Consider the following 25,545-nt stretch of genomic DNA (forward strand, 5'->3'; position numbering starts at 1 on the left):
TGAAGCCATGATCCGCGGCGCGATTCCCATGCGCGCCGATTCTCTTTCAACCGAGTGAGGTACTCCCAATGGCCGTTGGCAAGGTTTCTGACACCGACTTCGAAGCCGAAGTGCTCAAGGCGAACGGCCCTGTCGTCGTCGATTTCTGGGCCGAGTGGTGCGGCCCCTGCCGCATGATCGCACCTGCGCTGGACGAGATCGCCGGCGCGATGGGCGACAAGGTCAAGATCGTCAAGTTGAATGTCGACGAGAGCCCGAAGACCGCCTCCAAGTACGGCGTGATGTCGATCCCGACCCTGATGATCTTCAAGGGCGGCGAGATGGCCTCCCGCCAGGTCGGCGCGGCGCCGAAGGCGAAGCTGCAGCAGTGGATCACCTCCGCGGTCTGATCCGCCTCGCGTTAGATTATTTTCGACGACGGCCGGCGAAAGCCGGCCGTTCTGCGTTGATGGGACGTGTCCAGCGTATGACGAGTCCCGCCCTTGCCTGCTCCTCCCGCGAAGCGCGCCCGAAGATCGACCTCTCTGGTTGCGATGGAGGCGCGGTCGGTCGACGAGATCCCGCGCGGCAAGGAGTGGCAGTACGAGCCGAAATGGGATGGCTTTCGCTGTCTGCTCTCGCGGAATGGCCGTGATGTCGATCTGCGCTCGAAGTCGGGCGAGGATCTCGCGCGCTATTTTCCGGAAGTCGTTTCCGCTGCGCTGAAGCTGAAAGCGGACCGTTTCACACTCGACGGCGAGATCGTCGTGCCGCACGGCAAGGGCTTTTCCTTCGACGCGCTGCTGCAACGGATCCATCCCGCTGCAAGCCGCGTAAAGAAGCTCTCGCAGGAAACGCCGGCGCTCTATCTCGTTTTCGATCTGCTTGCGAGCGCCAGAGACAAGCAGCTTGCCGAAAAGCCGCTGAGCAACCGGCGGCCGGCGCTGGAGGCATTTGCCAAAGCCAATCTGAAAGGCAGCCTCTTCCATCTCTCGCCGACGACGACGATCTATGCCACGGCCAAGAAATGGCTGGCGCAGTCCGGCGGCGGCTCGGACGGCGTCATCGCCAAGCGCATCGATCTGCCCTATCAGGCGGGAAATCGCGACGGCATGCAGAAGATCAAGAAATTCCGCAGCGCCGATTGCGTGGTCGGCGGCTTCCGCTATGCCATCAACAAGATCGCCGGCCGCAAAGTCGTCGGATCGCTGCTGCTCGGGCTCTACGACGCGAAGGGACTGTTACACCATGTCGGCTTCACCTCGGCGATCAAGGCGGAGGAGAAGCCCGCGCTGACCGACCGGCTGGAGGCGCTGATCGGCGAGCCCGGCTTCACCGGCAACGCACCGGGTGGACCGAGCCGGTGGTCGACCGATCGCTCGGCCAAATGGTGCCCGCTGAAGCCGAAGCTGGTGATCGAGATCTGCTACGACCATTTCAGTGGCGAACGCTTCCGCCACGGCACCTCGATTCTTCGCTGGCGCCCAGACAAGGCGCCGCGGCAATGCAGCTTTGAGCAGCTGAAGCAGAAGGCGGCCGATCCGATGAAGCTGGTGAAGTGAGCGCAGCTGCAGCTCGGGACCACCCTACCTGATCCATCCCGTCGCGAGCGCATTCGCGAGCTCTGGCTGATTGTTGCGACGGGCCAGCGCCGCCATGGCCTCATGATCATACGCGACGTGGCGGAATGTCACCTGCCAGGCACCCTTCACCAGTTCGAGGATCGCATAGCGTGCGTGCGGCGTGCCGGCTTCCACGACATGCGGATACGGATGCTTGTCGCGGAAGCCGGGGCAGCCGACGCTGCCAGGGTTGACGATCAGCCGGCCGTCGCGCAGGCGCACGGCACGGGCGAGATGGGTGTGGGCGCAGAGAATCAGCGATTGCGTGAGCCCCAGCGCGAATTGCTCGATCCGGTCCAGCGGCGACAGCGCCACCGCGCCGTCGGGATGCACAATGTCGAGCCAGTACACCTCGTCATCGCCGGGCGTCGCGTGACAGAGAAACACCCGGTCGTGGAACACCCGCGCCATCGGCTGCGCCCGCAGCCAGTCGAGCTGCGCGGCGTCAAGCGCTGCATGGGCAGGACGATCCCACGAGCCCATCTTCTCCGGCGGACGGTCGAGCAGATAGCGGTCGTGATTGCCGAGCACGTGCACGGCGTCGAGATTCATCAGGATCTCGATCGTGCGGCGGGCATCGAGCGGGCCGCTCAGCATGTCGCCGAGATTGACGATGTCGGCGATGTCATGCGCGCGGATGTCGGCGAGGACGGCTTCAAGCGCAAGGTAGTTTCCGTGGATGTCGGCGATCGCGGCGAAACGCATATCATATCCCTACTCTCGTGCCCCGGACGCAGCGCATCACGCAGTGGTGCGCTGCTGAGCCGGGGCCCATGGTGCGGCATTCTGGGTCCCGGCTCGCGCTTCGCGCATCCGGGACGCGAGACCGTCTATGCAGGCGGCGTGCCGTTGATCGCGAGCACGTGACCAGCCAGATACAGCGAGCCGGTGATCAGGATACGCGGCGGCACTTCATAGGCGAGCTTGGACAAAGCGCGTAGCGCGGCTTCGACGCTGGGCGCGGGCTCGACGCGCATGCCGAGGCTGCGCGCGGCGTCCGCGAGGCGGTCGGCCGGCATCGCATTCTCGGTGTCGGGGATCGGCACCGCGATGATGTGACGGGTGAGGCCGGCGAAGTTGGCCAGAAATCCTTGCGCGTCCTTGTTGGCCATCATGCCTGATATGACGACCAGCGGCCGCGACACCCGCTCTTCGAGATCGCCGAGCGCAGCGGCGGCGACGCGGCCGCCTTCGGCATTGTGGCCGCCGTCGAGCCAGATCTCGGAGCCCTGCGGACCCCACGACAGCAGTTCGCCCGAAGCGATGCGCTGCATCCGCGCCGGCCATTCGGCACCGACGATGCCGGCCTCGAATGCCGCCTGACTCACCTTGAAATTGGAGATCGCGCGTAGCGTCGCGATGGCAAGGCCGGCATTGGCGAATTGGTGGCGGCCGAACAGACGCGGCGCCGGGAGATCCATCAAGCCGCGGTCGTCGGAATAGACCAGACGGCCGCGCTCGACATTGACGTGCCAGCTCTCGTTCGCGGCGAACAGCGGCGCACGCATGCGTTTGACTTGCGCCTCGATCGCGGCCATCGCCTCCGGTGCTTGCTCCGCGCAAATCACGGGCACGCCGCGCTTGATGATCGCCGCCTTCTCGCCGGCGATCGACGCCAGGGTGTCGCCGAGGAAATCCATGTGGTCCATGCTGACAGGCGTGATCACGCAGGCCGCCGGTGTCTCGACCACATTTGTCGAGTCGAGCCGGCCGCCGAGGCCGACTTCGAGCAGCAGCACATCGGCCGGGTTCTGCGCAAACAAAAGAAAGGCGGCTGCCGTCTTCAGCTCGAACAAGGTCGCGGCTTCGCCGGCATTGACGCGCTCGACCTCTTCCAGCGCCGCGCGCAACTCGTCGTCACCGACCAGCACGCCGCCGCCAACGCGGCCGAGCCGGAAGCATTCGTTGATGCGGACGAGATAGGGCGAGGTATAGGCGTGGACGCGCAAGCCCGCGGCCTCCAGCGTCGCGCGCAGATAAGCGAGCGTCGAGCCCTTGCCGTTGGTGCCGGCGATGTGGATCACCGGCGGCAGCTTGGCTTCAGGATGCCCGAGCCGCGCGAGCAGCCGGTGCATCCGCTCCAGCCCGAGATCGATGCGTTTCTGATGCAGGACCGACAGCCGCCCGATCAATTCGCCGAGCGGGGTCTTGGTGCTGTCAGGGGACGCGTTCACGCGTGGGGCGCAGCCGGCGCCGTCTCAGCGGCCGATACGATCTGTGCCGGACTGGTGACGGCCTGCGTCGGCTTCGATGCGCCTTCCTGCGCCGGCGCCTTGGTCAGCAGGCGGCAGAGCCGCGCCAGGGTCGGGCGCAACTCGTGGCGATGCACGACCATGTCGACCATGCCGTGCTCCTTGAGGTACTCGGCGCGCTGGAAACCTTCCGGGAGCTTTTCACGAATGGTCTGCTCGATCACGCGCGCGCCGGCAAAGCCGATCAGCGCGCCGGGCTCGGCGATCTGCACGTCGCCCAGCATCGCGTAGGAGGCGGTGACGCCGCCGGTGGTCGGATTGGTCAGCACGACGATGTAGGGCAGCTTTGCCTCGCGCAGCATCTGCACTGCGACCGTCGTGCGCGGCATCTGCATCAGCGACAGGATGCCTTCCTGCATGCGCGCGCCGCCCGATGCTGCAAACACGATGAACGGCGAGTTCTTCTCGACCGCAAGCTCCATCCCGCGCACGATGGCTTCGCCTGCGGCCATGCCGAGCGAGCCGCCCATGAAGTCGAAATCCTGTACGGCGACGACGACGGCGGAGCCTTCGAGCTTGCCGTAGCCGACCTTGACCGCGTCATTCAGGTTGGTGCGCGCGCGCGCGTCCTTGATGCGGTCGACGTATTTCTTCTCGTCGCGGAACTTGAGCGGGTCGGGGGTGACCTCGGGCAGCGCGACGTCGAACCAGGTCTCGTTGTCGAAGATCGATTTCAAGCGCGCCACCGCGCCCATGCGCATGTGGTAATTCGAACCGGGGATGACGAACTGGTTGGCCTCGACGTCCTTGTAGAACACGAGCTGCCCGGAATCCGGGCATTTGATCCACAGGTTCTCCGGCGTCTCCCGCCGCAGCATGTTGCGGATCTTCGGCCGGACCACATTGGTAAGCCAGTTCATGGTTTGCTCCGATGTGCGATGCCGCCTGGCGGATCGCCTGAAAGGGTATATGGCGGCCAGGCCCCTGCCCGGCAAGCCGCCGTGTCGCCCGCCTCAAAAGCGGAATTATGGCCTATTCGGCCGCCTGTTGCGCGCCCTTGACGCCCTGGGCCAAGGCCGCCGTCAGCTCAGCCACGGCGTTAACGGTTTTGCCGGTCGCCCGCCCCTCGGCATCGAGGCTGTTCTTGAGTGCATCGACCAGCGCGGTGCCGACTACCGCCCCGTTCGCATGCGATGCGATGGCGCGCGCAGTTTCGGGCGTGCGGATGCCGAAGCCGACGCAGACCGGCAGCTTGGTGTGCCGCTTGATGCGGGCCACTGCCTCGCTGACGGCCGAAGAGTCCGCCGCAGCGGCGCCGGTGATGCCGGTAATCGAGACGTAGTAGACGAACCCCGAGGTGTTGGCGAGCACCGCCGGCAGGCGCTTGTCGTCGGTCGTCGGCGTCGCCAGGCGGATGAAGTTGAGGCCGGCCTTCATCGCAGGCAGGCAGAGCTCGTCGTCTTCCTCCGGCGGCAGATCGACGATGATCAGACCGTCGACACCGGCGCTCTTGGCATCGACGAGGAATTTGTCGACGCCGTAGATGTAGATCGGGTTGTAGTAACCCATCAACACGATTGGCGTTGCGTTGTCGTCCTTGCGGAAGCCGCGCACCAGCTCCAGCGTCTTCTTCAAGGTCATGCCAGCCTTGAGCGCACGCAGGCCCGCGGCCTGGATCGACGGGCCATCGGCCATCGGATCGGTGAAGGGCATGCCGATCTCGATCACGTCCGCGCCCGATTTCGGCAGCGCCTTGATGATCGCGAGCGAGGTCGCGGGATCGGGATCGCCGGCCATCAGGAAGGTCACGAAGGCCGAGCGGCCCTGCTTCGCAAGCTCGGCAAAACGGGTGTCGATACGCGTGGTCACTTCTTGCCCCTCAGGATGTCGCCGACCTGCGGGACGTCCTTGTCACCGCGGCCAGAGAGATTGACGACCATCAGGTGATCCCTGGGCCGCTTCGGCGCGAGCTCCATCACCTTGGCGATGGCATGCGCTGGCTCGAGCGCGGGGATGATGCCTTCGAGCTTGGACAGCAGCTGAAACGCGGCGAGTGCCTCGTCATCGGTCGCGGAGAGATAGTTGACGCGGCCAACCTCGTGCAGCCAGGAATGCTCGGGCCCGATGCCGGGATAGTCGAGGCCGGCCGAGATCGAATGCGCATCCTGGATCTGGCCGTCCGCGTCCATCAAGAGATAAGTGCGGTTGCCGTGCAGAACGCCGGGACGTCCGCCGGCGATCGAGGCTGCGTGCAGCTGCGTCAGGCCGTGGCCGGCGGCCTCGACGCCAAAGATCTCGACCGAGGGATCGTCGAGGAACGGATGGAACAGGCCCATCGCGTTCGAACCGCCGCCGATGCAGGCGACCAGCGAATCCGGCAGGCGTCCCTCGACCTCCTGCATCTGCGCCTTGGTCTCGTTGCCGATGATCGACTGGAAGTCGCGCACCAGGGTCGGATAGGGATGCGGGCCCGCCACCGTGCCGATGCAGTAGAAGGTGTTGTGCACGTTGGTGACCCAATCGCGCAGCGCCTCGTTCATGGCGTCCTTCAGCGTCCGCGTGCCCGACTGCACCGGCATCACCTTGGCGCCCAGCATCTCCATGCGGATGACGTTGGGCTGCTGCCGCTCGACGTCGACGGCGCCCATATAGACCACGCATTCGAGGCCAAAGCGCGCGCACAGCGTCGCGGTGGCGACACCGTGCTGGCCCGCGCCGGTCTCGGCGATGATGCGCTTCTTGCCCATGCGCCGCGCCAGCATGATCTGGCCGAGCACGTTGTTCACCTTGTGCGAGCCGGTGTGGTTGAGCTCTTCGCGCTTGAGGTAGATCTTGGCGCCGCCGAGATGCTCGGTCAGGCGTTCGGCGAAATAGAGCGGCGAAGGCCGGCCGACATAGTTCTTGAGATAGCCGTTCATCTCGGCCTGGAATGCCGGATCGGCCTTGGCGGCGGTGTAGGCCTTCTCCAGATCGAGGATCAGCGGCATCAGCGTCTCGGCGACGAAGCGTCCGCCGAAAATGCCGAAATGGCCGCGCTCGTCGGGGCCGCTGCGGTAGGAATTTGGCTTGGCGATGTTCATCTGACGCTCAACTCTTGACTTGCATCTTGGGTAGCGCGCGCGGCGCGAATGAAGGCCTTGATCATTTGGGGGTCCTTCACGCCGGGGGCGCTCTCGACACCGGAGGAGACGTCGACGCCGCCGGCGCGGGTGACACGGAGAGCCTCGGCGAGGTTGTCGGCGTGAAGCCCGCCCGAGACCATGTAGGGCAATTTCAGATCGAGGTTTTCAAGCAGGTGCCAGTCGAACGGTTCCCCGAGACCGCCGGGCCGCGTCGCCTCCTTCGGCGCGCGCGCATCGAACAGGATGCGGTCGGCGACCGCGGCATAGCCCGGCAGCACGGCGAGATCGGCTGAGGTCGCGACCGGAACCGCCTTCATCACCGGGCGGCCGAACCGCTGCTTGATGTCACGCAGCCGCGCGACGCTTTCCTTGCCGTGGAGCTGGAAAATGTCCGGCGACAGCGCGTCCATGATGTTGTCGAGCGTCGCATCGTCGGCATCGACGGTGAGCGCCACCTTGAGCGCGCGACCGCTCACCTGGCGGCCGAGATCCCGGCCGAGCTCCAGGGACAGGTGCCGCGGCGAAGGCGGGAAGAACACGAAGCCCACCATATCCGCACCCGCCTCGAGCGCCGTTTGAAGCGTCTCGCGCGTGGACAGGCCGCAGATTTTGACGAGCAGGGACATGGTCTCAAAGCAAATGGAGGCCGCGGGTCCGCGGCCGGAAAACGGGGCTTTCGGTTGCGGCCGCTTCTACAACGTCGCGCGCTGCTTGTCTCGCCCGACGGGCCCGTAAAGCCCCACCCCGATCGGGGTGGGAAGGCGCTGGGATTCCGGCCTTGCCGCGGCCGCCTGGGCCCGCAGATCGGCCAGTTCGCCCCTTGCGGCCCGGACATCCGCCTCGTGCCGGCGCGCGGCGCGCCGCCAGTGGCGCTGGCCGAACCAGACCGCGCAGCCGCCGGCGAAGACCCCGATGGCGGCCACCAGGATCAGCAGCAGAAACAGCGGCAGCGTGATCTCCAGTGACGGGTCGTTCGCAATGAAGGGATCGAACGAGACCGTGACGAAATGCCGGTTGGCGACGGCAAACGCCACCAGGATCAGGCCCAGCGGAATGACGATCAGCGCGGTCAGGAACTTTCGCATCGCGATCGCTCGTCTTGAATCAAGCTTGCTGCCGTACCATGGGGCCGTTCGGTTAAGGCCGGACGACAGCGGCTTCTTTAATCGGGGGCGCCGGGATCCGGATGGTCGCGGTTCAGCCGCTCGCGCATTTCCTTGCCTGTCTTGAAGAACGGAACGCTCTTCTGGTCGACGGGCACATGGGCGCCGGTGCGTGGATTGCGCCCGGCGCGTGCAGGGCGATGCTTGACCGAGAAGGCACCGAAGCCGCGCAGCTCGACGCGATCACCGCGTGCGAGGGCCGCTACGATCTCTTCGAGAATCGCATTCACAATGTTCTCGACATCCCGCTGGTACAGATGCGGGTTGTGCTCGGCGATACGCTGAACAAGTTCGGATTTGATCATCGAGAGATAGGACCCGGGAGCGTGCGGATGACCATTTCCGTGAAAATACCGTGATCTGTCAAGACGCTAAATCAAGATTGAGCGTCGTGAAAATGCGTGACAAATGCCGAAAAACCGGGCTGCCCCGGCGCTCGTCAGACGGGAAAACCCTGGGACGCTCGCCCAAGCCCTCAGTTTGAGGTGGCCGGTTGCCACAGGGCCAGCATTCCATCCATTCCGAACCGATCGACCGCCTGCGCAACGCCGGTTTGCCCGATTTGATGCGCAATCGAGCCCAAACCAAGCGCTTCCAGCGTGACGGCGGCCGCCGTTTTGAGGAACGTCAGATCGCCAAAGCGCGGCTCGAGCTTGTAGTCGCGTACCGGCAGACCCTTCTTGACGCTCTTGTTCTCGACAAGCCAGGACACCGCCGTCTTCTCGTCGCCGATCTGGTCGATCAGCTTGAGATCGATCGCCTGGCGTCCGGTGAAGACGCGGCCATCGGCCACTTTCTCGAGCTGCGTGTCATCCATGCCACGCCGCTCCTTCACCAATCCCCTGAACCAGGCGTAGGAATCCTTCACCAGCGCATCGAGGGCGGCCCGCGCTTCGGGACTGGTCGGCTCGAAACCGTTGGGCGCGGCCTTCAGCGGCGACGACTTCACCTCCTCGACCTTGACGCCGATCGTCTTCAAGAGCTCGGAGACGTTGGGATATTGGAACAGCACGCCGATCGAACCGACCAGCGAGCTCTGCTGGGCGATGATGTGATCGCTCGCGATCGCAGTGATGTAGCCGCCGGAGGCAGCCAGGCCCTCGACCACCACGACGAGCGGCTTCTTCGCCTTCAACCGGACGAGCGAATCGTAGAGCTGCTCGGAGCCGGCGGTGGTACCGCCCGGCGAGTTGATGTGAACGATGACGGCGGCGGCGTGCGAGTTCTCGAGCCGCTCCAGCGCCTGCGTGCGATCGGAATCGCTGCGGATCAATCCCTCGATATGAACGCGCGCGATCGAGCCGGCGGATACGAAGCTGCCACGCGCGCCGGGCGTCGCAATCAGCGCAAAGCTTGCGATCGCCGCGATCGCGATCAGCGCGGCCATGACGCGCCAGAACGTCAGCTTGCGACGGATCCGGCGGCGATCGACGATGATGTCCGAATCGAGCGACATCGGAATATCTCCAAATAAAAGACTGGACGCGTTGTGCCGTCACGAGATGACCGACGGCTTATCTGGATACATCAATTGCGGCGCAATTTGAAGAAAACAAGGCCTCGTGAGGCCCAGCAAGTCGCCACAAATTCAGTCGTCATCCCCGCGAACGCGGGGATCCATAACCACAGGGAGAAGTCGTCGCGGAGACCGGCAACTCCGAGTCTTCGCCACACCACTGCCGGTGGTTATGGGTCCCTGATCTGCGCTCCGCCCTGGACAACGCGACGCGTTGTCTAGGGCCCCGCTTGTCAGGGACGACAACGGAGTATGCGACAACAAAAAAGCCCCGGCGCGAGCCGGGGCTTTGATGCAGCGAGACGCGTTTCGCTTACTTGCTGTCGCGGTTCTTGAGCGCGGTGCCCAGGATGTCGCCGAGCGTCGCACCCGAATCGGAGGAGCCATACTGCGCGATGGCTTCCTTCTCTTCGGCGACTTCGAGCGCCTTGATCGACACCTGGACCTTGCGGGCCTTCTTGTCGAACTGGATCACGCGGGCATCGACCTTCTCGCCGACGGCGAAGCGTTCGGCGCGCTGGTCGTTGCGGTCACGGGCAAGCTCGGAGCGCTTGATGAAGGTCGAGAAGTCGGTACCGGCGATCTTCACCTCGATACCGCTCTCCTTCACTTCGAGCACTTCGCAGGTCACGACCGCGCCCTTCTTGACATCGCCCGGCTCGGCGAAGGGGTCGCCTTCGAGCTGCTTGATGCCGAGCGAAATGCGCTCCTTCTCGACGTCCACATCGAGCACCACGGCCTTCACCATGTCGCCCTTCTTGTAGTTGTCGATCACCTGCTCGCCCGGAAGCTTCCAGTCGAGGTCGGAGAGATGGACCATGCCGTCGACGTCGCCCTCGAGGCCCAGGAACAGACCGAACTCGGTCTTGTTCTTGACTTCGCCCTCGACCACCGAACCGGTCGGGTGACCTTCGACGAAGACCTCCCAGGGGTTGCGCATGGTCTGCTTGAGGCCGAGCGAGATGCGGCGCTTGACGGAATCGACTTCCAGCACCTGCACTTCGACTTCCTGCGAGGTCGAAACGATCTTCCCGGGGTGCATGTTCTTCTTGGTCCACGACATCTCGGAGACGTGGATCAGGCCTTCGATGCCCGGCTCGAGCTCGACGAACGCACCGTAGTCGGTGATGTTGGTGACGCGGCCGGTGAAGCGGGCACCCAGCGGGTACTTGGCTTCGATGCCCTGCCACGGATCGTCCAGCAGCTGCTTCATGCCCAGCGAGATGCGGTGCGTCTCGTGGTTGATCTTGATGATCTTGACCTTCACGGTCTGCCCGATCGAGAGCACCTCGGTCGGGTGGTTGACGCGGCGCCACGCGATGTCGGTGACGTGCAGCAGGCCGTCGATGCCGCCGAGATCAACGAACGCACCGTAATCGGTGATGTTCTTGACCACGCCGTCGATGACCTGACCCTCTTCGAGGTTCTGCACCAGCTCCTGGCGCTGCTCGGCGCGGGTCTCTTCGAGAACCGTGCGGCGGGACACCACGATGTTGCCGCGGCGGCGGTCCATCTTGAGGATCTGGAACGGCTGCGAGTTGTTCATCAACGGCGCAACGTCGCGGATCGGACGGATGTCGACCTGCGAGCGCGGCAGGAAGGCCACGGCACCGTCGAGGTCGACAGTGAAGCCGCCCTTGACCTGGTTGAAGATGACGCCGTTGACCTTTTCGTTGTTCTGGAACGCCTTCTCGAGCTTGCCCCAGCTCTCTTCACGGCGCGCCTTGTCGCGCGAGAGCACGGCTTCGCCGAGGGCGTTCTCGATGCGATCGAGGAACACTTCGACCTCGTCGCCGACCTTCAGTTCACTGTCACGGCCGGGGCCGGAAAATTCGCGCAGGGCGACGCGGCCCTCGGTCTTCAGGCCGACGTCGATGACGGCCATGTCCTTTTCAATCGCAACCACCTTGCCCTTGACGACGGAGCTTTCCTGCAGGTTGCCGCCTGCGAAGGACTCGTCGAGCATCGCGGCGAAATCGTCGCGCGACGGGCTATAGGTATCAGCAGAAGTCGAAGCCATTTGTTCTCCAGTTGCGGATGTCGTGCCGGCCGTTGGGTTCATGGGCGCATCGCACACGCAGTGTCGGAAGGCCCGCAAGACCTTCGAGCGACCGCTCGCTGTCCCGGCTCGGCGCCGGAACGGCGGAAGCGGGCCGGCTGAGGCCCGCGCGTTCGATACGTGGAAATCTTGTGTCCGGAGCCTGGATCGCGCCGGTCCCAAAACGGAGGGACCTGACGTATCGACCTCAAAGAGCGGGAGCGGGCACTTCCTCCAATGACGGCAGCGGCTTAACCCCGCGACCGGCCCGCTCGGACGGCCTCGATAATGTCGATGGCGGCCCGGACGCCGCCTTCTATATCCAGTTGGGAGTTATCTAGCAAGTAAGCATCCGGGGCCGGCTTTAAAGGCGCAATCGGGCGGTTCTTGTCGCGTTCGTCGCGTTGGATGATGTCGGCGAGCACGGCCGCCTCGTCCGCCTCCTCGCCCCTCGCTTTGGCTTCCATGGTCCGGCGGCGGGCGCGGACCCTGGGGTCGGCGACCACGAAGATCTTCACATCGGCATGCGGACAGATCACGGTTCCAATGTCCCGACCGTCCAGTACCGCCCCCGGTGGGTCGGCGGCGAATTGCCGCTGGAAATTGAGCAGGACCTCGCGGACGCGCGGGATCGCCGAGACGATGGAGGCGCCTTCGCCGGCCAACTGGGTCTTGAGGGCCGGATTGCCGAACTTTTCGGGGTCGAGCTCCAACGCCGCCGCGACGGCCGCGGCCTCGTCCCGGAGATCATGACCTGATTGCATCAGGGCGTAGGCCACCGCGCGGTAGATCACGCCGGTATCGAGATGACGATAGCCGTAATGGTGCGCGAGACGCTTGCCGAGCGTCCCCTTGCCCGAGGCCGCGGGCCCGTCGATGGCGATGATCATGTCACTCAAACCTTGACTGTCTGGGGCCCGCGGGCGCGTCGCAGGGGCCGCTCTTCGGTAAATATGTTGCGAGACGCGAACTCCGCGGGACTCGCAAACGTGAGATATTCGCGCATCGCGTCGGACGGCGACGATGTGGTGAACCATGGCTCGGCGAGCCGCCGCGCGGGATCGCAGACCCACGCCGGCACCCGGCCGAGACGACGTTGCTTAGCCAGATATTCGGCGATCGCGCCGACAAGCGCGTCGAGCCGGTCGTCCTGCGTCAGCACCGGCTCGTCCTTGATCGTCTCGTATTGAGCCTCGCTCGAGCCGGCCAGATCGAACGTGTCCACGAATTCGGCCAACGTCGTATCCTGCGGCGCCCCGGCCCGGATACGGCCGACGGCTTCAGCGAGGGTATTTGGGCGCATCCGCTCCTCCCCCGAGATCCATGTTCTTCAGGAAGCGCTGCGTCTCCGAGGACGCCGCGCTCACCGGAAAATAGCGGCCGAAGGCTGCGCTCATGGCCGCGGCCTCATGAAAACTCGGCCCCTAACGAACGCATCATCGGAATGAAGTCCGGAAAGCTGGTGGCGATGAAGGCGGTGTCGTCGACGGTCACGGGCTGATCGGAGGCGCAGCCCATCACCAGCGCGGACATCGCAATGCGATGGTCCATATGGGTGGCGACGGTGCCGCCGCCGGGAACGTGACCTCGGCCTTCGACGATCAGATCGTCGCCGGAGATCTCGACCTTCACGCCGTTGCCGCGCAGCATGGCCGCGGTGGCCTCAAGCCGATCGGACTCCTTGACGCGCAGCTCGTGCAGGCCGCGCATGATGGTGGTGCCCTCGGCGAAAGACGCCGCCACCGCCAGCACCAGGTATTCGTCGATCATCGACGGCGCGCGCTCCGGCGGCACCGCGACCCCGCGCAGTTTCGAGGCCCGCACCCGCAGTTTCGCCATCGGCTCGCCAGCGTCCCCGCGCGCCTCGCTTTCCTCGATCGAGGCGCCCATTTCGCGCAGCGTGGTGAACAGGCCGGTGCGCAGCGGATTGGTCATGACGTCAGGCAGGACAACATCGGAGCCCTCGACGATCAGCGCTGCGACCACCGGGAAAGCCGCCGAGGAGGGATCGGCGGGCACCACCACCGTGGCGCCGTGCAGCTCGGGCTGGCCTTTGAGCGTGATACGGCGGCCGTGCACGCCCTCCCGCGCCGAGGAGATATCGGCCCCAAAATGCTTCAGCATCAATTCGGTGTGGTCGCGGCTGGCTTCGGTCTCGATGACAGTCGTGATGCCGGGTGCGGCGAGGCCCGCCAGCAGCACCGCCGACTTGATCTGGGCGGAGGCGACCGGGGTCGTGTAGGTGATCGGCAGCGGATCGCGCGCGCCCTGAAGGGTCAGGGGCAGACGGCCGCCTTCACCACCAGAGATGACCTTCGCGCCCATCTTTTCCAGGGGATCGAGGATCCGGCGCATGGGGCGGCTGCGCAGCGAGGCATCACCGTCGAACACCGCCGAGATCGGGCAGCCCGCGACGGCGCCCATGACCAGCCGGCACCCGGTGCCGGAATTGCCGAAATCCAGGGGCGTCTTGGGCGTGGCGAAGCCCGCGACGCCGACGCCGTTGACCTTCCAGGCGAAATCGCCGGTGCGCTCGACCCTGGCGCCCAGCGCCTGCATGGATTTGGCGGTGTTGAGGACGTCTTCGCCCTCGAGCAGGCCCGAAATCTTGGTCTCGCCGACCGCCAGCGCGCCCAGGATCAGCGCGCGGTGAGAGATCGACTTGTCGCCGGGCACCCGTACTTTCCCGGTCAGGGGACCGCTGGCGCGAGACTGAAGCGGCCTCGGTTGGTCGGAATGAGTCAAGATTGTGTCCTTGGATGAGCCCTGAGGGGACTGCGGCGCAGGTACCACATGGTCCGCGCCCCGTCACGGGCATGTCGTTCTCCCGTAATGCGCTATTGACAGCGGGCCGCCAACTAGCCAAGTGAAACACCGCTTTTCAGACATTCCCAGGATTCCTGCCGTGGCCAAGTCCGAACTCGGAACTAAACGTATTTGCCCGACCACGGGCAAGAAGTTCTATGACCTCAACAAGAATCCGGTGATCTCGCCCTACACCGGCGAAGTGGTGCCGATCGCCCCGGTGGCGCCAGCGCGTATGCCCCGTGGCGCCGAAGCCCGGCACGCGGCGACAGCGGACGCTACGCCCGAGCCGGCAGAGGTCGAAGAGGTCTCGCTCGAGGAGGCCGATGCCGAGGAGAACACCGGCAAGGTCAAGGCCGTGGTGCCCGAATCCGAGGAGGATATCGAGGTCGACGAGACCCTCGACGATGACGACGACGATGATTCGACCTTCATTGCCGACGAAGAAGAGGGCGATGAGGACGTGACCGACATCATTGGTGATGTCGGAGGTGATGAAGAGACTTGAGATCAGCCCTGATCTGTGAAAAAGGGTGCACCGCGCGAGTCGCCAGGACTCGCCGGTTGGGGTGATCCACCAGATTCACCCCGTTAAGGACTAAGGGGCCATAGCTCAGCTGGGAGAGCGCTTGCATGGCATGCAAGAGGTCGGCGGTTCGATCCCGCCTGGCTCCACCAGCCTTCGCTGGCTTCGCCAGCTACGGCTCGGCAAGCCACGCCGAACTCTATCGTAGCGAAGGCTGCCGCGGCTTAGCCCGGAGGGCGAAGCCGGGCTTCAGCAGATCGAAAGCGGGTGTAAGTTCTCCCTCGACAGCCGGGGAGCGTGCCGTGAAGTACGTCTACATCCTTGAGAGCCTCGATTCCCTTCACTTCTATGTCGGGATAACCGACGACTTGCGCGCCCGACTGACAAAACACAATGCTGGCGAGGTGCCTCACACCTCGAAGTACGGACCTTGGCGTCTCAAGACTTACGTTGCGTTCAGCAACGAGAAGCAGGCCGTCGCATTCGAGTACCTGAAATCAGCGTCCGGCCGCGCCTTCGCCAAGAAGCGCCTCTAAGCTCCCCTACTCCCCGATCACCGCATTCAGCCGATCCCGTAGCGCCACGATCTCGTCCCTCATCGCGACCAGTTCCGGCACCGAACAGTCCGAGGCCGCCAGGATCGACTGCGGCACGCTGCGGGCTTTTTCCTTCAAGGCATGGCCCTGCGCCGTCAGTGCAATCAACACCTGGCGCTCGTCCTCGCTGGAGCGGGTGCGCCTGACGAGATGGGCGGCCTCCAGCCGCTTCAGCAGCGGCGTCAGCGTGCCCGAATCCAGGAACAGCCGCTCGCCGATGTCCTTGACCGGCACATCGTCGCGCTCCCACAGCACCAGCATCACCAGATATTGCGGATAGGTCAGGCCGAGCCGGTCCAGCAGCGGCTTGTAGACGCGGTTGAAGGCGTGCGCGGCCGAATAAACCGCGAAGCAGATCTGGTTGTCGAGCCGCAGCGGCGCGTCCGCTGCCGATGATTTTCGGGGCATGGAGACTCTCTTTGGATTTGTCTCATTCTGGCGCCGCGCGCCGGCACATTCAATTGCGAACAATTAAATGTGAGGCTTCGCAATTTCAATTGCGCACAATCTAATTGCCTGCAATAAAGATTGCACCCATCGAACCCCCAAGGGAGACGACAATGTCAGTGAACGTGCTCTACAAGACCAGCGCCAAGGCCACCGGCGGCCGCGACGGCCATGCTGCGACCCTCGACGGCGCGCTCGACGTCAAGCTCACCACGCCGAAGGAGCTCGGCGGTGGCGGCGGCGCCGGCAACAATCCCGAGCAGCTGTTCGCGGCCGGCTATGCCGCCTGCTTCATCGGCGCGATGAAGTTCGTGGCCTCGCAGGGCGGGCCGAAGGTTCCAGCGGACGCCTCCGTCACCTCGACCGTCGGCATCGGCCCGCGCTCCGAGGGCGGCTTCGGTCTCGATATCGACCTCGCGGTCTCGCTGCCGGGCGTCGCCCGCGCCGAGGCCGAAGCGCTGGTCGCGAAGGCCCACCAGGTGTGCCCCTATTCCAACGCCACGCGCGGCAATGTCGACGTTCGCCTGACGGTCGTCTGATCGAACGGCGGATTGGCTGGCCCGGGATCCCCCTCGGGCCGGCCGCTTCCGCTAGAATCCGCATTTGCCACGCCGCGGGATTGACGCATGGCGGGCGCATGCGGCCCTACGCCGGGAGCCATTGCTGCTCCCTGCAAACCTCGCTAGGCCTGTGACCAAACGTCGACACAGGGAAGCGAAGGCATGAGTTCTGAAGCCGTCAGTTCTGGAGCTGCCACGGGCGCAATGAGCGGACTGCGCGTCATCGATCTCACGCGCGTGCTCGGCGGTCCCTACTGCACCCAGATCCTCGCCGACCATGGCGCCGACGTGATCAAGGTCGAGCCGCCTGCAGGCGATGAGGTGCGCGAATGGGGTCCTCCGTTCCACGAGGAGGACGCGGCCTATTTCGTCGGCATCAACCGCAACAAACGCTCGATCGGCCTCGACCTCGCCTCCGAGGGCGGCCGCGTCGTGCTGCTCAAGATGCTGGAGACGGCCGACGTCCTGATCGAGAATTTCAAGCCGGGCACGCTGGAGAAATGGGGCATCGGCAACGAGACCTTGCGCAAGAAATTTCCGCACCTCGTGCATTGCCGGATCTGCGGCTTCGGTGCCGACGGTCCGCGCGGCGGCAATCCCGGCTATGACGCCATCATCCAAGCCATGACCGGCATGATCGCCGCGACCGGCTCGCCCGAGAGCGGGCCGATGCGGATCGGCGTGCCGCTGGTCGACATCACCACCGGACTCTACGCGGCGATCGGAATCCTGATGGCACTGTCGGAGCGGCAGCGCTCGGGCCAGGGCCAATTCCTCGAGACGACGCTGTACGAGACCGGCCTTGCCATCATGCATCCGCACACCGCGAACTATTTCATGCATGGCAAGCCGCCCTCGCTCACCGGCAACGAGCACCCGAACCTCGTGCCTTACGCGATCTTCCCGACGAAAACCGACAACATCTTCATCGGCGTCGGCAATGACGGCACCTTCCGCAAGCTCGCCAAGGAGATCGGCAAGCCGGAGCTCGGCACCGATCCGCGCTTTGCGCGCAACAAGGACCGCATCGCCAACCGCGAGGCGCTGCGCGCCGAACTCGCCGCCGTGTTCAGCCAGCACGAAGCCGAGCCGCTGTGCAATCGCCTGCTTGCCGCGGGCCTGCCCGCAGGGCCCGTGCAGAAGATCGACCAGGCGCTGACCAACCCGCACACGATCGCGCGCGGCGATATTATCGAGAAGGACTGGTACAAAGGCGTGGCCTCGCCGATCCGGCTCGACCGCAGCAAGCCGAGCCTGCGCCGGCTGCCGCCGAAATTCAGCCAGCACGCGGCCGAGGTGCTGGGCGAGTTCGGTTACTCCAAGGCCGAGATCGACGCGATGGTCGAAAAGGGCACGGTCTGCGGCCCCGAGCGCAAGCGCTAAGCTAGGACAGAGATCAAGCGGCGGCGCAGGTGCGCGCCCTCTCCCGCTTGCGGGAGAGGGTTGGGGAGAGGGTGTCTCCGCAATGGGACAGTCCCCAAGAGGAAAGAGCCCTCACCCGGCGCTTCGCGCCGCCCTCTCCCGCACGCACGCGGGAGAGGTTTGGGGCCCGCGGCTTGATCGTCAGCTCACATAAGTAATGCCGCACTGCGGCGCGGGCACGATAGTGCACCGCGAACGGAGGAGGCTGCCCGCTTCGTCTTCGCCTATTTGACAGCTTCCCTTTTCCAGCGCTTGCCGCTTTCGTTTCGGCCGCTTACACAGTCATGTGAACGTCATATGGCGCTGCTAGCGCAAGCGCTTCTTTAGTGACGGGCAAGGGAGGTTTTCTTGATGACTCTTCGACACTTTGGCGCGGCTGCCGCATTTGCAATCACGGTCGGCATGAGCGCCTCGCCGGCTCTGGCCGTGACTGAAATCCAGTGGTGGCACGCGATGACCGGCGCCAACAACGACGTCATCGTCAAGCTCGCGAACGACTTCAACGCCGCGCAGAGCGACTACAAGGTCATCCCCACCTACAAGGGCAACTACGCCGACACCATGAACGCGGGCATCGCGGCGTTCCGCGCCGGCAACGCGCCGCACATCATGCAGGTGTTCGAGGTCGGCACCGCCACCATGATGGCTGCGACCGGCGCCGTGAAGCCGGTCTACAAGCTGATGGCCGAGACCGGCGAGAAGTTCGATCCCAAGGCCTATCTGCCCGCGATCACCGGCTACTATTCGACCTCGAAGGGCGAGATGCTGTCCTTCCCCTTCAACTCGTCGTCGACCGTCATGTGGGTCAACCTCGACGAGCTAAAGAAGGCCAATGTCGAGATCCCGAAGACCTGGCCCGACGTGTTCACCGCGGCCAAGAAGCTCCACGACAACGGTCATGCGACCTGCGGCTTCTCCAACTCGTGGGTGACCTGGGTCAATCTCGAGCAGCTCTCTGCCTGGCACAACGTGCCGCTCTCGACCAAGGCCAACGGTCTCGACGGCTTCGACACCGTGCTCGAGTTCAACGGCCCGCTCCAGGTCAAGCACCTCGAGAAGCTGGTCGAGCTCCAGAAGGACAAGACCTACGACTATGCCGGCCGCACCAACACCGGCGAAGGCCGCTTCACCTCGGGCGAATGCCCGCTCTACCTGACCTCCTCGGCGTTCTTCGGCAACGTCAAGGCGCAGGCCAAGTTCAACTTCACCGCAGTGCCGATGCCGTATTATCCGGACGCGAAGGGCGCGCCGCAGAACTCGATCATCGGCGGTGCTTCGCTCTGGGTGATGGGCGGCAAGGCGGCCGACGACTACAAGGGCGTGGCCAAGTTCCTGAGCTTCCTCTCGGACACCGATCGCCAAGTCTACATCCACAAGGCCTCGGGCTATCTGCCGATCACCAAGGCGGCTTACGAGAAGGCCAAGGCTGAGGGCTTCTACAAGGATCAGCCCTATCTCGAGACCCCGCTGCTCGAGCTGACCAACAAGGAGCCGACCGAGAATTCGCGCGGCCTCCGCCTCGGCAACATGGTCCAGCTCCGTGACGTCTGGTCGGAAGAGATCGAGCAGGCGCTCGCCGGCAAGAAGACCGCCAAGCAGGCGCTGGACGCGGCCGTCGAGCGCGGCAACACCATGCTGCGCCAGTTCGAAAAGACCGCCGTCAAGTAAGGTGACGGACGGCAGGCCGGCAAGCCGGCCTGCCGCTCCTGCGGGCATCATGCAAAAGCAAGCCATTTTCCAATCGAAGCTGTTGCCGTATGCGTTGGTTGCGCCGCAACTCGCGATCGTCCTGATTTTCTTCTACTGGCCGGCCCTGCAGGCCGTGATCCAGTCCTTCCTGCTTCAGGACGCCTTTGGTCTGTCGACCACCTTCGTCTGGTTCGACAATTACGTCGAGCTGTTCAGGGATCCCGCTTATTTCGAGGCGATCCTCCGCACTTTCTTCTTTTCGTTCGCCATCGCGGTCTCGTCGCTGTCCTTTGCCCTGCTGCTCGCCGTGATGGCGGACAAGCCGCTGCGCGGTGTCATGCTCTACCGCACCCTGCTGATCTGGCCCTATGCGGTGGCACCGCCGATCGTCGGCGTGCTCTGGATCTTCATGCTGCATCCCTCGCTGGGTGTGCTCTCGCGATACTTGCGCACCCTCGGCATCGACTGGAATCCGATGCTCGACGGCGACCAGGCCGCTGCGCTGATCATCCTCGCCGCCGCCTGGAAGCAGATCTCCTACAATTTCCTGTTCTTCCTCGCCGGCCTGCAAAGCATCCCGCGAAGCGTGCTCGAGGCTGCCGCGATCGACGGCGCCCGCCCGATGCGGCGGTTCTGGACCGTGACCTTCCCGCTGCTGTCGCCGACCATCTTCTTCCTGCTGGTCGTCAACATCGTCTACGCCTTCTTCGACACCTTCGGCATCATCGACACCATGACCCGCGGCGGACCCGGCACGTCGACCGTCACGCTGGTCTACAAGGTCTATTCCGACGGCCTGCTCGGCGGCAATCTCGGCAGCTCGGCGGCGCAATCGGTGGTCCTGATGATCATGGTCATCGTGCTCACCGGAATCCAGTTCCGCTTCGTCGAACGCAAGGTGACCTACTGATGGTCGAGGAAGAAGGCTTCCGGCGCTACGTCGCCCACGTCATCCTCTGGATCGGGATCGCGATCGTCGCCTTCCCGGTCTACATCGCGATCGTCGCTTCGACCCAGGACAACGCGCTGATCGCGAACGGGCAGATGTCGCTGCTGCCGGGCGGCCACTTCTTCGAGGTCTACTACCAGACCATCTTCGTCGGCACGAGCGGCTCGACCCGCGAGCCCGTCGGCAACATGATGCTGAACTCGCTGGTGATGGCGCTGGCGATCGCGGTCGGCAAGATCGCAATCTCGATCATCTCGGCCTATGCGATCGTGTATTTCCGCTTTCCGTTCCGGATGCCGATCTTCTGGCTCATCTTCATCACCCTGATGCTGCCGGTCGAGGTGCGCATCTATCCGACCTACAAGATCGTCGCCGACCTGCACATGCTCGACAGCTATGCCGGCCTCTCGCTGCCGCTGATCGCCTCGGCCACGGCAACGCTGCTGTTCCGCCAGTTCTTCATGACCGTGCCGGATGAATTGCTAGAAGCCTCGCGCATCGACGGCGCCGGTCCCTTGCGCTTCTTCTGGGATACGCTGCTGCCACTGTCGCGCACCAACATGGCGGCGCTGTTCGTGATCCTGTTCATCCTCGGCTGGAATCAATATCTCTGGCCGCTGCTGATCACCACCCGCGACGACATGCAGACCATCCAGGTCGGCATCCGCAAGATGATCACCACCACCGATGCCCTGACCGAATGGCCGATCGTGATGGCGACCGCCGTACTCGCGATGCTGCCGCCGGTGTTCGTCGTCGTCGTGATGCAGAAATTGTTCGTGCGCGGACTGGTCGAGACGGAAAAGTAAGAAGCGAGTTTTTATGGCTAACGTCACCCTGCGCAACGTCCGCAAGACCTATCCCGGCGGCTTCGAGGCCATCAAGGGCGTCAATGTCGATGTCGGCGACGGACAGTTCTGCGTGCTGGTCGGCCCCTCCGGCTGCGGCAAGTCGACCTTGCTGCGCATGGTCGCAGGCCTCGAGACCGTTACCGGCGGCGAGATCGACATCGGCGGTCGTGTCGTCAACCAGATCGAGCCCGCCGATCGCGACATCGCGATGGTGTTCCAGAACTACGCGCTCTATCCGCATATGAGCGTCTACAACAACATGGCCTACGGCCTGCGCAACCGCGGCATGGCGGAGACCGAGATCAAGACCCGCGTCGAGGAAGCCGCGCGCGTGCTCGAGCTGTCGCCGATGCTGGAGCGCAAGCCGCGCCAGCTCTCCGGCGGCCAGCGCCAGCGCGTCGCCATGGGCCGCGCCATCGTGCGCCAGCCGAAGGTGTTCCTGTTCGACGAGCCGCTCTCCAACCTCGACGCCAAGCTGCGCATCGCGATGCGGGTCGAGATCCGCAAATTGCAGCGCCGGCTCAACACGACCTCGATCTACGTCACCCACGACCAGCTCGAGGCGATGACGCTCGCCGACATTCTCGTCGTGATGAACGGCGGCCAGGTCGAGCAGGTCGGCAATCCCCTTGCGATCTACGAGAAGCCCGCGACCACCTTCGTCGCCTCCTTCATCGGCGCACCGCCGATGAATTTGATGTCGACGCGGCCTGAGGAGATCCGCTCGCAGCTCGCCGGCAGCAACGCTGCCGACGCCGGCATTCTCGGCATCCGCCCGGAAGATTTCGTCATCACCGACCAGACCCCCGCCAGCGGCGTCGCGTTGCCGTTGACCGTGGAAGCGATCGAGCGCGTCGGCGCGGAAACTTTCGTCTATGGCTGCCGCGAGCAGGAAGGCGAGCGTGTCGCCGCAACCCCCGGCGAACTGCCGCCCGGCGAGATCATCGTCCGCATTCCCGGAACCGAGGCCCCCGCCATCGGCCAGAAGATCCGCGTCGCGGCTTTGCGCAACAAGCTGCATTTGTTCAGCGGCGACGGGCGCAAGCGCCTGGAAGCCTGAGCGGTTCCGAAGGGCCTGACAACACAAAGCGCGAAAACAACCCCATGCACAGTAGAAGGGGGCTTGTTTTCATTGGGATAAATCGCACCGCGTTTTGATCATGTCGGCCATGACGATCCGGGACCATCTGGTGCGGTGAGTGACTGCGCTGCGGCTGAATCGCGCATCCACAGCCTCTTGGCTACCTGCTTGAACCCACACGGGAACATGCCCATATTGCTGAGCAAGGGGTGCCGCGTGCGGGCCCTGATGCACCAAAGTCGCTTCTGCGAGGACTTTGTAAACTATGTCTCGTGTTCCCACGTTATCCAGTCCGTTCCTTCTGGGCTTCGACGAGATTGAGCGCGTGCTCGATCGCGTCGTCAAAGGCGCCGACGGCTACCCTCCCTACAATATCGAGAGGTGCGACCGATCGGACGGCCAGCCCGAGCGCTTGCGCATCACGCTGGCGGTCGCCGGATTTACGCGCGACCAACTCGATGTAACCATTGAGGAAAACCAGCTCGTGATCCGCGGACGTCAGCAGGACGACAAGACCCGGCAATACATCCATCGCGGCATCGCCGCGCGCCACTTCCAGCGCACCTTCGTGCTGGCGGAGGGGATGCTGGTGCTGGGTGCGGATCTGAAGAACGGGCTGTTGTCGATCGATCTGGCCCGGCCTGAACCGGAGAGGATCGTTAAGACAATCGCTATCAATGAGCACGAATAATGGAACGAGTAGCGGACTCGACCGCTTAGTGTTCCAGAGGAGTCGAGACCATGAGTGAAGGTCACGTTGCGTTCGAATACGAAGCCAAGAACGTCTCGCCCGAGACGCTGGCAACCCTCGGCGAAGGCCATATCGCCTATGTGAAGCAGATCCGCTCGGAGGACGTGCCGGGCCTGTTTCCCGAAGCGCCGAAAATCGCGCCGGGCCTCAAGCTCTTCGCGCTCCACGCCGCCGACGGCACGCCGATCATGCTGACTGACAGCCGCGAAGCCGCGGTCGCCAACGCCTGGAGCAACGAGCTGCAGGCCGTCAGCGTGCACTGAGCACGCGCACGTCGCATGAATAGAGTTTTGGCGGGCATGCCTTCGCAGGAGGGCGTGCCCGTTTTCATTTTGATGTCTCGGCATCGTCAACGCGAACTCTGCGCTCGCGTGCCCCGGACGCAGCGCAGCACTACTTCAGCGGTGCGCTGCAGAGCCGGGGCCCATGCGGCTGATGACAATCCGTGTGGCACTGGGGTCCCGGCTCTGCGCAGCAACGCTTACGCGTTGCTGCTTTGTCCGGGACACGAGAGCTGAAAACACGCGCCCCACTCTCGTTCAACGCGGGAGATAGACGATCGGTTCTAGCGACCGGCTTTCTCCAGTCCGGCGATCACCGGCCGGATCGATCGACGGAATTGAAGCTCAACTTCATCAATGCGAACTGGGTGCCTCTTCTCCGCGAGCCAAGCCAGCAGTTCAACCAACGCACCCGTGAGACAATGCGCTGCGGCATCTCGCCGCCAGCTCGCCGCAAGCCGGTCCAGATCCTCTCGGACGAGTCCAAGCACCATATCCTTGAAGCGCATCTTTACCACATGACCGCTGCGCCGACCGACGAGCGCTCGAAGCAGCTTGCGTTGCTCGTGAGCGTGCTCGATCAGTCCGCGCAGGAACGGCAGCACATCGGGGCGCCCTCGCTTGTCCAAGCTGGCCTGCAGCGCAGCGCCTGACGAAGGTCGTCCAATCCGCCTTCCAGCAATTGCTCCTTGCTGTCGTAATGCAGGTAAAAAGTCGAGCGACCGATATTCGCGCGCTCGCAGATGCTCTGGATACTGACGTCGTCCCACCCGCGCTCTGCCATCAGCGTATGGAATGCATCCCGGAGCGCTCGTCGCGTACGCTGCACGCGGCGATCGACGAGCTTTGGGTTCGGAGAAGCCAAAGGTGCCTCCTTTCCTGGACAACAGATGCCATTGTGTCTGAAAACGAACATTCCCTGGGCCATGTGTTCTTCACATGAGAGCGCACGACTGCTTTCGAGCGTATTGATTGAGATCAAGCTGAGGCGCCACCGGATATGCAGAGGGACATGACATATCGTGTTCAGGTCTCCTCACAGGTCTAGAGGCCGTCTCCGTGTCATATCAAGCGGGTACGGATGCTTCACGGTGGCCAAGCTCGTCAGTGAATTGCTCGGGAAAACAATACGGGGGAAGGGATGCGTCGCACTATTCTATTGTTGAGGGTCAGCTATTGGATCGGGGCGGTGACCGATGCTCTTGCTGCAATAGCCATGTTGTTTCCAAGCCTCGGGAGCATGGTCTACGGTCTTTCCAATTTCACGCCCGGCGCCGACTATCGCTACGCCATGGGATCGGCAGCATCTCTCATGTTGGGCTGGACCGCGCTCCTAGTATGGGCAGATCGCGCCCCCCTGGAACGACGATTTGTCTTGGTACTCACCGTGTTTCCCGTCATCGCCGGCCTCGCAGCGAGCGAGATCGCCGCCATCCGTGCGGAATTCCTGCCCTTTGCTTCCGTCGTGCCGACGTTTGTCCTGCAACTTGCGCTATCAGCACTGTTTCTTGGCAGCTACGTTCGTGCGGGCAGGATGTTGGCGACGTGGCCAGATCGGACGGAACGGCAAGCGATCTCGACTTAGCAACGACATCAACGCTGGTCTTGTCGCGGCGAGCATCCCAATTCGCATGCGTTGGGATATTCGACAAACCGGAGCCCTTGCCGTTCCATCGCCACAGAAGGTCGGGAGAGCGCGTTCGCGGTCGACGGCACGCCGATCATGCTGACCGACAGCCGGGAAGCCGCTATCGCCAATGCCTGGAGCAACGAGCTGCAGACGGTGAGCGTGCACCGAGCGCACGCGTCGCACGAATAGAGTTTTGACGGGCATGCCTTCGTGCGAAGGCGTGCCCTTTTCATTTTGGGCGATGGTGTCTCGGCATCGTCAACGCGAACTCTGCGCTCGCGTGCCCCGGACGCAGCGCAGCACTACTTCAGCGGTGCGCTGCAGA

Annotated in this window: 29 protein-coding genes, 1 tRNA gene and 1 pseudogene; 15 read left to right on the plus strand and 16 right to left on the minus strand. The window is 64.1% G+C overall.

Annotated elements, in window-relative coordinates:
- The first annotated feature begins 68 nt into the window (after nt 1-68).
- Together trxA and UNPA324_RS20640 are read left to right on the plus strand one after the other, a co-directional pair.
- A complete protein-coding gene (gene trxA / locus UNPA324_RS20635) occupies nt 69-389 on the plus strand; it encodes a thioredoxin (RefSeq protein ID WP_007598398.1) in 321 nt (106 codons plus the stop codon).
- Between the two features lie 144 nt (nt 390-533).
- Complete coding sequence (locus UNPA324_RS20640; protein ID WP_141938936.1) at nt 534-1,541, plus strand: ATP-dependent DNA ligase; 1,008 nt, start codon at nt 534-536, stop codon at nt 1,539-1,541.
- A gap of 24 nt (nt 1,542-1,565) precedes the next feature.
- On the opposite strand, the gene UNPA324_RS20645 is transcribed toward UNPA324_RS20640, so the two are convergent.
- The 13 genes from UNPA324_RS20645 to aroA form a co-directional block, all read right to left on the minus strand.
- The gene (locus tag UNPA324_RS20645) at nt 1,566-2,306 is read right to left on the minus strand and encodes a metallophosphoesterase family protein (RefSeq protein WP_141935701.1); all 741 of its coding nucleotides are present in this window, start codon (nt 2,304-2,306) and stop codon (nt 1,566-1,568) included.
- A 125-nt stretch (nt 2,307-2,431) separates the two neighbouring features.
- Nucleotides 2,432-3,775: a bifunctional folylpolyglutamate synthase/dihydrofolate synthase gene (locus UNPA324_RS20650; RefSeq protein ID WP_141935703.1), complete on the minus strand. Its 1,344-nt coding sequence runs from the start codon at nt 3,773-3,775 to the stop codon at nt 2,432-2,434.
- Nucleotides 3,772-4,713, minus strand: a complete 942-nt coding sequence (gene accD, locus UNPA324_RS20655) for an acetyl-CoA carboxylase, carboxyltransferase subunit beta (RefSeq protein ID WP_128921191.1) — start codon at nt 4,711-4,713, stop codon at nt 3,772-3,774. Before accD ends, UNPA324_RS20650 begins: the two co-directional genes overlap by 4 nt.
- A 112-nt stretch (nt 4,714-4,825) precedes the next feature.
- Nucleotides 4,826-5,662 carry a tryptophan synthase subunit alpha gene (trpA, locus tag UNPA324_RS20660; protein WP_128921190.1) on the minus strand — a complete coding sequence of 279 codons (837 nt, stop codon included), beginning with the start codon at nt 5,660-5,662 and terminating at the stop codon, nt 4,826-4,828.
- On the minus strand, nt 5,659-6,873 hold the full coding sequence (trpB, locus tag UNPA324_RS20665; protein ID WP_128921189.1) for a tryptophan synthase subunit beta: 1,215 nt from the start codon (nt 6,871-6,873) through the stop codon (nt 5,659-5,661). The genes trpA and trpB overlap by 4 nt, the downstream gene beginning before the upstream one ends.
- Entirely contained in the window at nt 6,870-7,541 is a 672-nt protein-coding gene (locus UNPA324_RS20670; protein WP_141935705.1) for a phosphoribosylanthranilate isomerase, read from the minus strand. The genes trpB and UNPA324_RS20670 overlap by 4 nt, the downstream gene beginning before the upstream one ends.
- A 66-nt stretch (nt 7,542-7,607) precedes the next feature.
- The gene (locus tag UNPA324_RS20675) at nt 7,608-8,000 is read right to left on the minus strand and encodes a lipopolysaccharide assembly protein LapA domain-containing protein (RefSeq protein ID WP_141935707.1); all 393 of its coding nucleotides are present in this window, start codon (nt 7,998-8,000) and stop codon (nt 7,608-7,610) included.
- A gap of 77 nt (nt 8,001-8,077) precedes the next feature.
- A complete protein-coding gene (locus tag UNPA324_RS20680; RefSeq protein ID WP_007598410.1) occupies nt 8,078-8,383 on the minus strand; it encodes an integration host factor subunit beta in 306 nt (101 codons plus the stop codon).
- Between the two features lie 170 nt (nt 8,384-8,553).
- The gene (gene sppA / locus UNPA324_RS20685; protein ID WP_128921186.1) at nt 8,554-9,534 is read right to left on the minus strand and encodes a signal peptide peptidase SppA; all 981 of its coding nucleotides are present in this window, start codon (nt 9,532-9,534) and stop codon (nt 8,554-8,556) included.
- 373 nt (nt 9,535-9,907) lie between these two features.
- Nucleotides 9,908-11,614, minus strand: a complete 1,707-nt coding sequence (gene rpsA / locus UNPA324_RS20690; protein WP_126256970.1) for a 30S ribosomal protein S1 — start codon at nt 11,612-11,614, stop codon at nt 9,908-9,910.
- A gap of 269 nt (nt 11,615-11,883) precedes the next feature.
- Nucleotides 11,884-12,522: a (d)CMP kinase gene (cmk, locus tag UNPA324_RS20695; RefSeq protein ID WP_128921184.1), complete on the minus strand. Its 639-nt coding sequence runs from the start codon at nt 12,520-12,522 to the stop codon at nt 11,884-11,886.
- A 5-nt stretch (nt 12,523-12,527) separates the two neighbouring features.
- Nucleotides 12,528-12,935, minus strand: coding sequence for a hypothetical protein (locus UNPA324_RS20700; RefSeq protein WP_141935709.1), 408 nt, complete (start codon nt 12,933-12,935; stop codon nt 12,528-12,530).
- A 104-nt stretch (nt 12,936-13,039) separates the two neighbouring features.
- On the minus strand, nt 13,040-14,377 hold the full coding sequence (gene aroA, locus UNPA324_RS20705; RefSeq protein ID WP_141935711.1) for a 3-phosphoshikimate 1-carboxyvinyltransferase: 1,338 nt from the start codon (nt 14,375-14,377) through the stop codon (nt 13,040-13,042).
- 160 nt (nt 14,378-14,537) lie between these two features.
- Here aroA and UNPA324_RS20710 point away from each other — a divergent pair, with 160 nt between their 5' ends.
- The 3 genes from UNPA324_RS20710 to UNPA324_RS20720 all read left to right on the plus strand — a co-directional run bounded on the left by UNPA324_RS20710 (nt 14,538) and on the right by UNPA324_RS20720 (nt 15,499).
- Complete coding sequence (locus tag UNPA324_RS20710; protein ID WP_128921181.1) at nt 14,538-14,945, plus strand: TIGR02300 family protein; 408 nt, start codon at nt 14,538-14,540, stop codon at nt 14,943-14,945.
- Between the two features lie 94 nt (nt 14,946-15,039).
- A tRNA-Ala gene (locus UNPA324_RS20715) sits at nt 15,040-15,115 on the plus strand.
- 150 nt (nt 15,116-15,265) lie between these two features.
- A complete protein-coding gene (locus UNPA324_RS20720; RefSeq protein WP_128921180.1) occupies nt 15,266-15,499 on the plus strand; it encodes a GIY-YIG nuclease family protein in 234 nt (77 codons plus the stop codon).
- A 6-nt stretch (nt 15,500-15,505) separates the two neighbouring features.
- Here UNPA324_RS20720 and UNPA324_RS20725 read toward each other — a convergent pair whose 3' ends face one another.
- The gene (locus tag UNPA324_RS20725) at nt 15,506-15,967 is read right to left on the minus strand and encodes a MarR family winged helix-turn-helix transcriptional regulator (protein WP_128921179.1); all 462 of its coding nucleotides are present in this window, start codon (nt 15,965-15,967) and stop codon (nt 15,506-15,508) included.
- A 152-nt stretch (nt 15,968-16,119) separates the two neighbouring features.
- On the opposite strand from UNPA324_RS20725, the gene UNPA324_RS20730 reads away from it, so the two are divergent.
- The 8 genes from UNPA324_RS20730 (at nt 16,120) to UNPA324_RS20765 (ending at nt 23,572) form a co-directional block, all read left to right on the plus strand.
- The gene (locus UNPA324_RS20730; RefSeq protein ID WP_141935714.1) at nt 16,120-16,545 is read left to right on the plus strand and encodes an organic hydroperoxide resistance protein; all 426 of its coding nucleotides are present in this window, start codon (nt 16,120-16,122) and stop codon (nt 16,543-16,545) included.
- Nucleotides 16,546-16,728: 183 nt separating this feature from the next.
- On the plus strand, nt 16,729-17,949 hold the full coding sequence (locus UNPA324_RS20735) for a CaiB/BaiF CoA transferase family protein (RefSeq protein WP_128921177.1): 1,221 nt from the start codon (nt 16,729-16,731) through the stop codon (nt 17,947-17,949).
- 390 nt (nt 17,950-18,339) lie between these two features.
- Entirely contained in the window at nt 18,340-19,656 is a 1,317-nt protein-coding gene (ugpB, locus tag UNPA324_RS20740) for a sn-glycerol-3-phosphate ABC transporter substrate-binding protein UgpB (RefSeq protein ID WP_128921176.1), read from the plus strand.
- Between the two features lie 49 nt (nt 19,657-19,705).
- A complete protein-coding gene (ugpA, locus tag UNPA324_RS20745; RefSeq protein ID WP_141935715.1) occupies nt 19,706-20,587 on the plus strand; it encodes a sn-glycerol-3-phosphate ABC transporter permease UgpA in 882 nt (293 codons plus the stop codon).
- Nucleotides 20,587-21,435 (plus strand): sn-glycerol-3-phosphate ABC transporter permease UgpE, encoded by an 849-nt coding sequence (gene ugpE / locus UNPA324_RS20750; protein WP_128921174.1) that lies wholly within the window; start codon nt 20,587-20,589, stop codon nt 21,433-21,435. Before ugpA ends, ugpE begins: the two co-directional genes overlap by 1 nt.
- A gap of 13 nt (nt 21,436-21,448) precedes the next feature.
- Complete coding sequence (locus UNPA324_RS20755; RefSeq protein ID WP_128921173.1) at nt 21,449-22,537, plus strand: sn-glycerol-3-phosphate import ATP-binding protein UgpC; 1,089 nt, start codon at nt 21,449-21,451, stop codon at nt 22,535-22,537.
- A 286-nt stretch (nt 22,538-22,823) separates the two neighbouring features.
- Entirely contained in the window at nt 22,824-23,249 is a 426-nt protein-coding gene (locus UNPA324_RS20760; RefSeq protein WP_011083554.1) for an Hsp20 family protein, read from the plus strand.
- Between the two features lie 50 nt (nt 23,250-23,299).
- Nucleotides 23,300-23,572, plus strand: a complete 273-nt coding sequence (locus tag UNPA324_RS20765) for a BQ00720 family protein (RefSeq protein ID WP_011083553.1) — start codon at nt 23,300-23,302, stop codon at nt 23,570-23,572.
- 302 nt (nt 23,573-23,874) lie between these two features.
- Here UNPA324_RS20765 and UNPA324_RS36180 read toward each other — a convergent pair whose 3' ends face one another.
- Together UNPA324_RS36180 and UNPA324_RS36185 are read right to left on the minus strand one after the other, a co-directional pair.
- Nucleotides 23,875-24,195 (minus strand): hypothetical protein, encoded by a 321-nt coding sequence (locus UNPA324_RS36180; protein ID WP_141935717.1) that lies wholly within the window; start codon nt 24,193-24,195, stop codon nt 23,875-23,877.
- On the minus strand, nt 24,171-24,518 hold the full coding sequence (locus UNPA324_RS36185; RefSeq protein ID WP_430641927.1) for a TetR/AcrR family transcriptional regulator: 348 nt from the start codon (nt 24,516-24,518) through the stop codon (nt 24,171-24,173). The genes UNPA324_RS36180 and UNPA324_RS36185 overlap by 25 nt, the downstream gene beginning before the upstream one ends.
- Before the next feature lie 261 nt (nt 24,519-24,779).
- Between UNPA324_RS36185 and UNPA324_RS20780 the strand changes: the two genes are divergently transcribed.
- On the plus strand, nt 24,780-25,175 hold the full coding sequence (locus UNPA324_RS20780) for a hypothetical protein (protein WP_128921170.1): 396 nt from the start codon (nt 24,780-24,782) through the stop codon (nt 25,173-25,175).
- Between the two features lie 117 nt (nt 25,176-25,292).
- Nucleotides 25,293-25,409, plus strand: a pseudogene (locus UNPA324_RS20785) (DUF1150 family protein); the annotation flags it as partial.
- Nucleotides 25,410-25,545 lie beyond the last annotated feature (136 nt).

It is taken from the genome of Bradyrhizobium sp. UNPA324 (assembly GCF_006658635.1).
In the GTDB taxonomy this organism is placed as follows: domain Bacteria; phylum Pseudomonadota; class Alphaproteobacteria; order Rhizobiales; family Xanthobacteraceae; genus Bradyrhizobium; species Bradyrhizobium nanningense.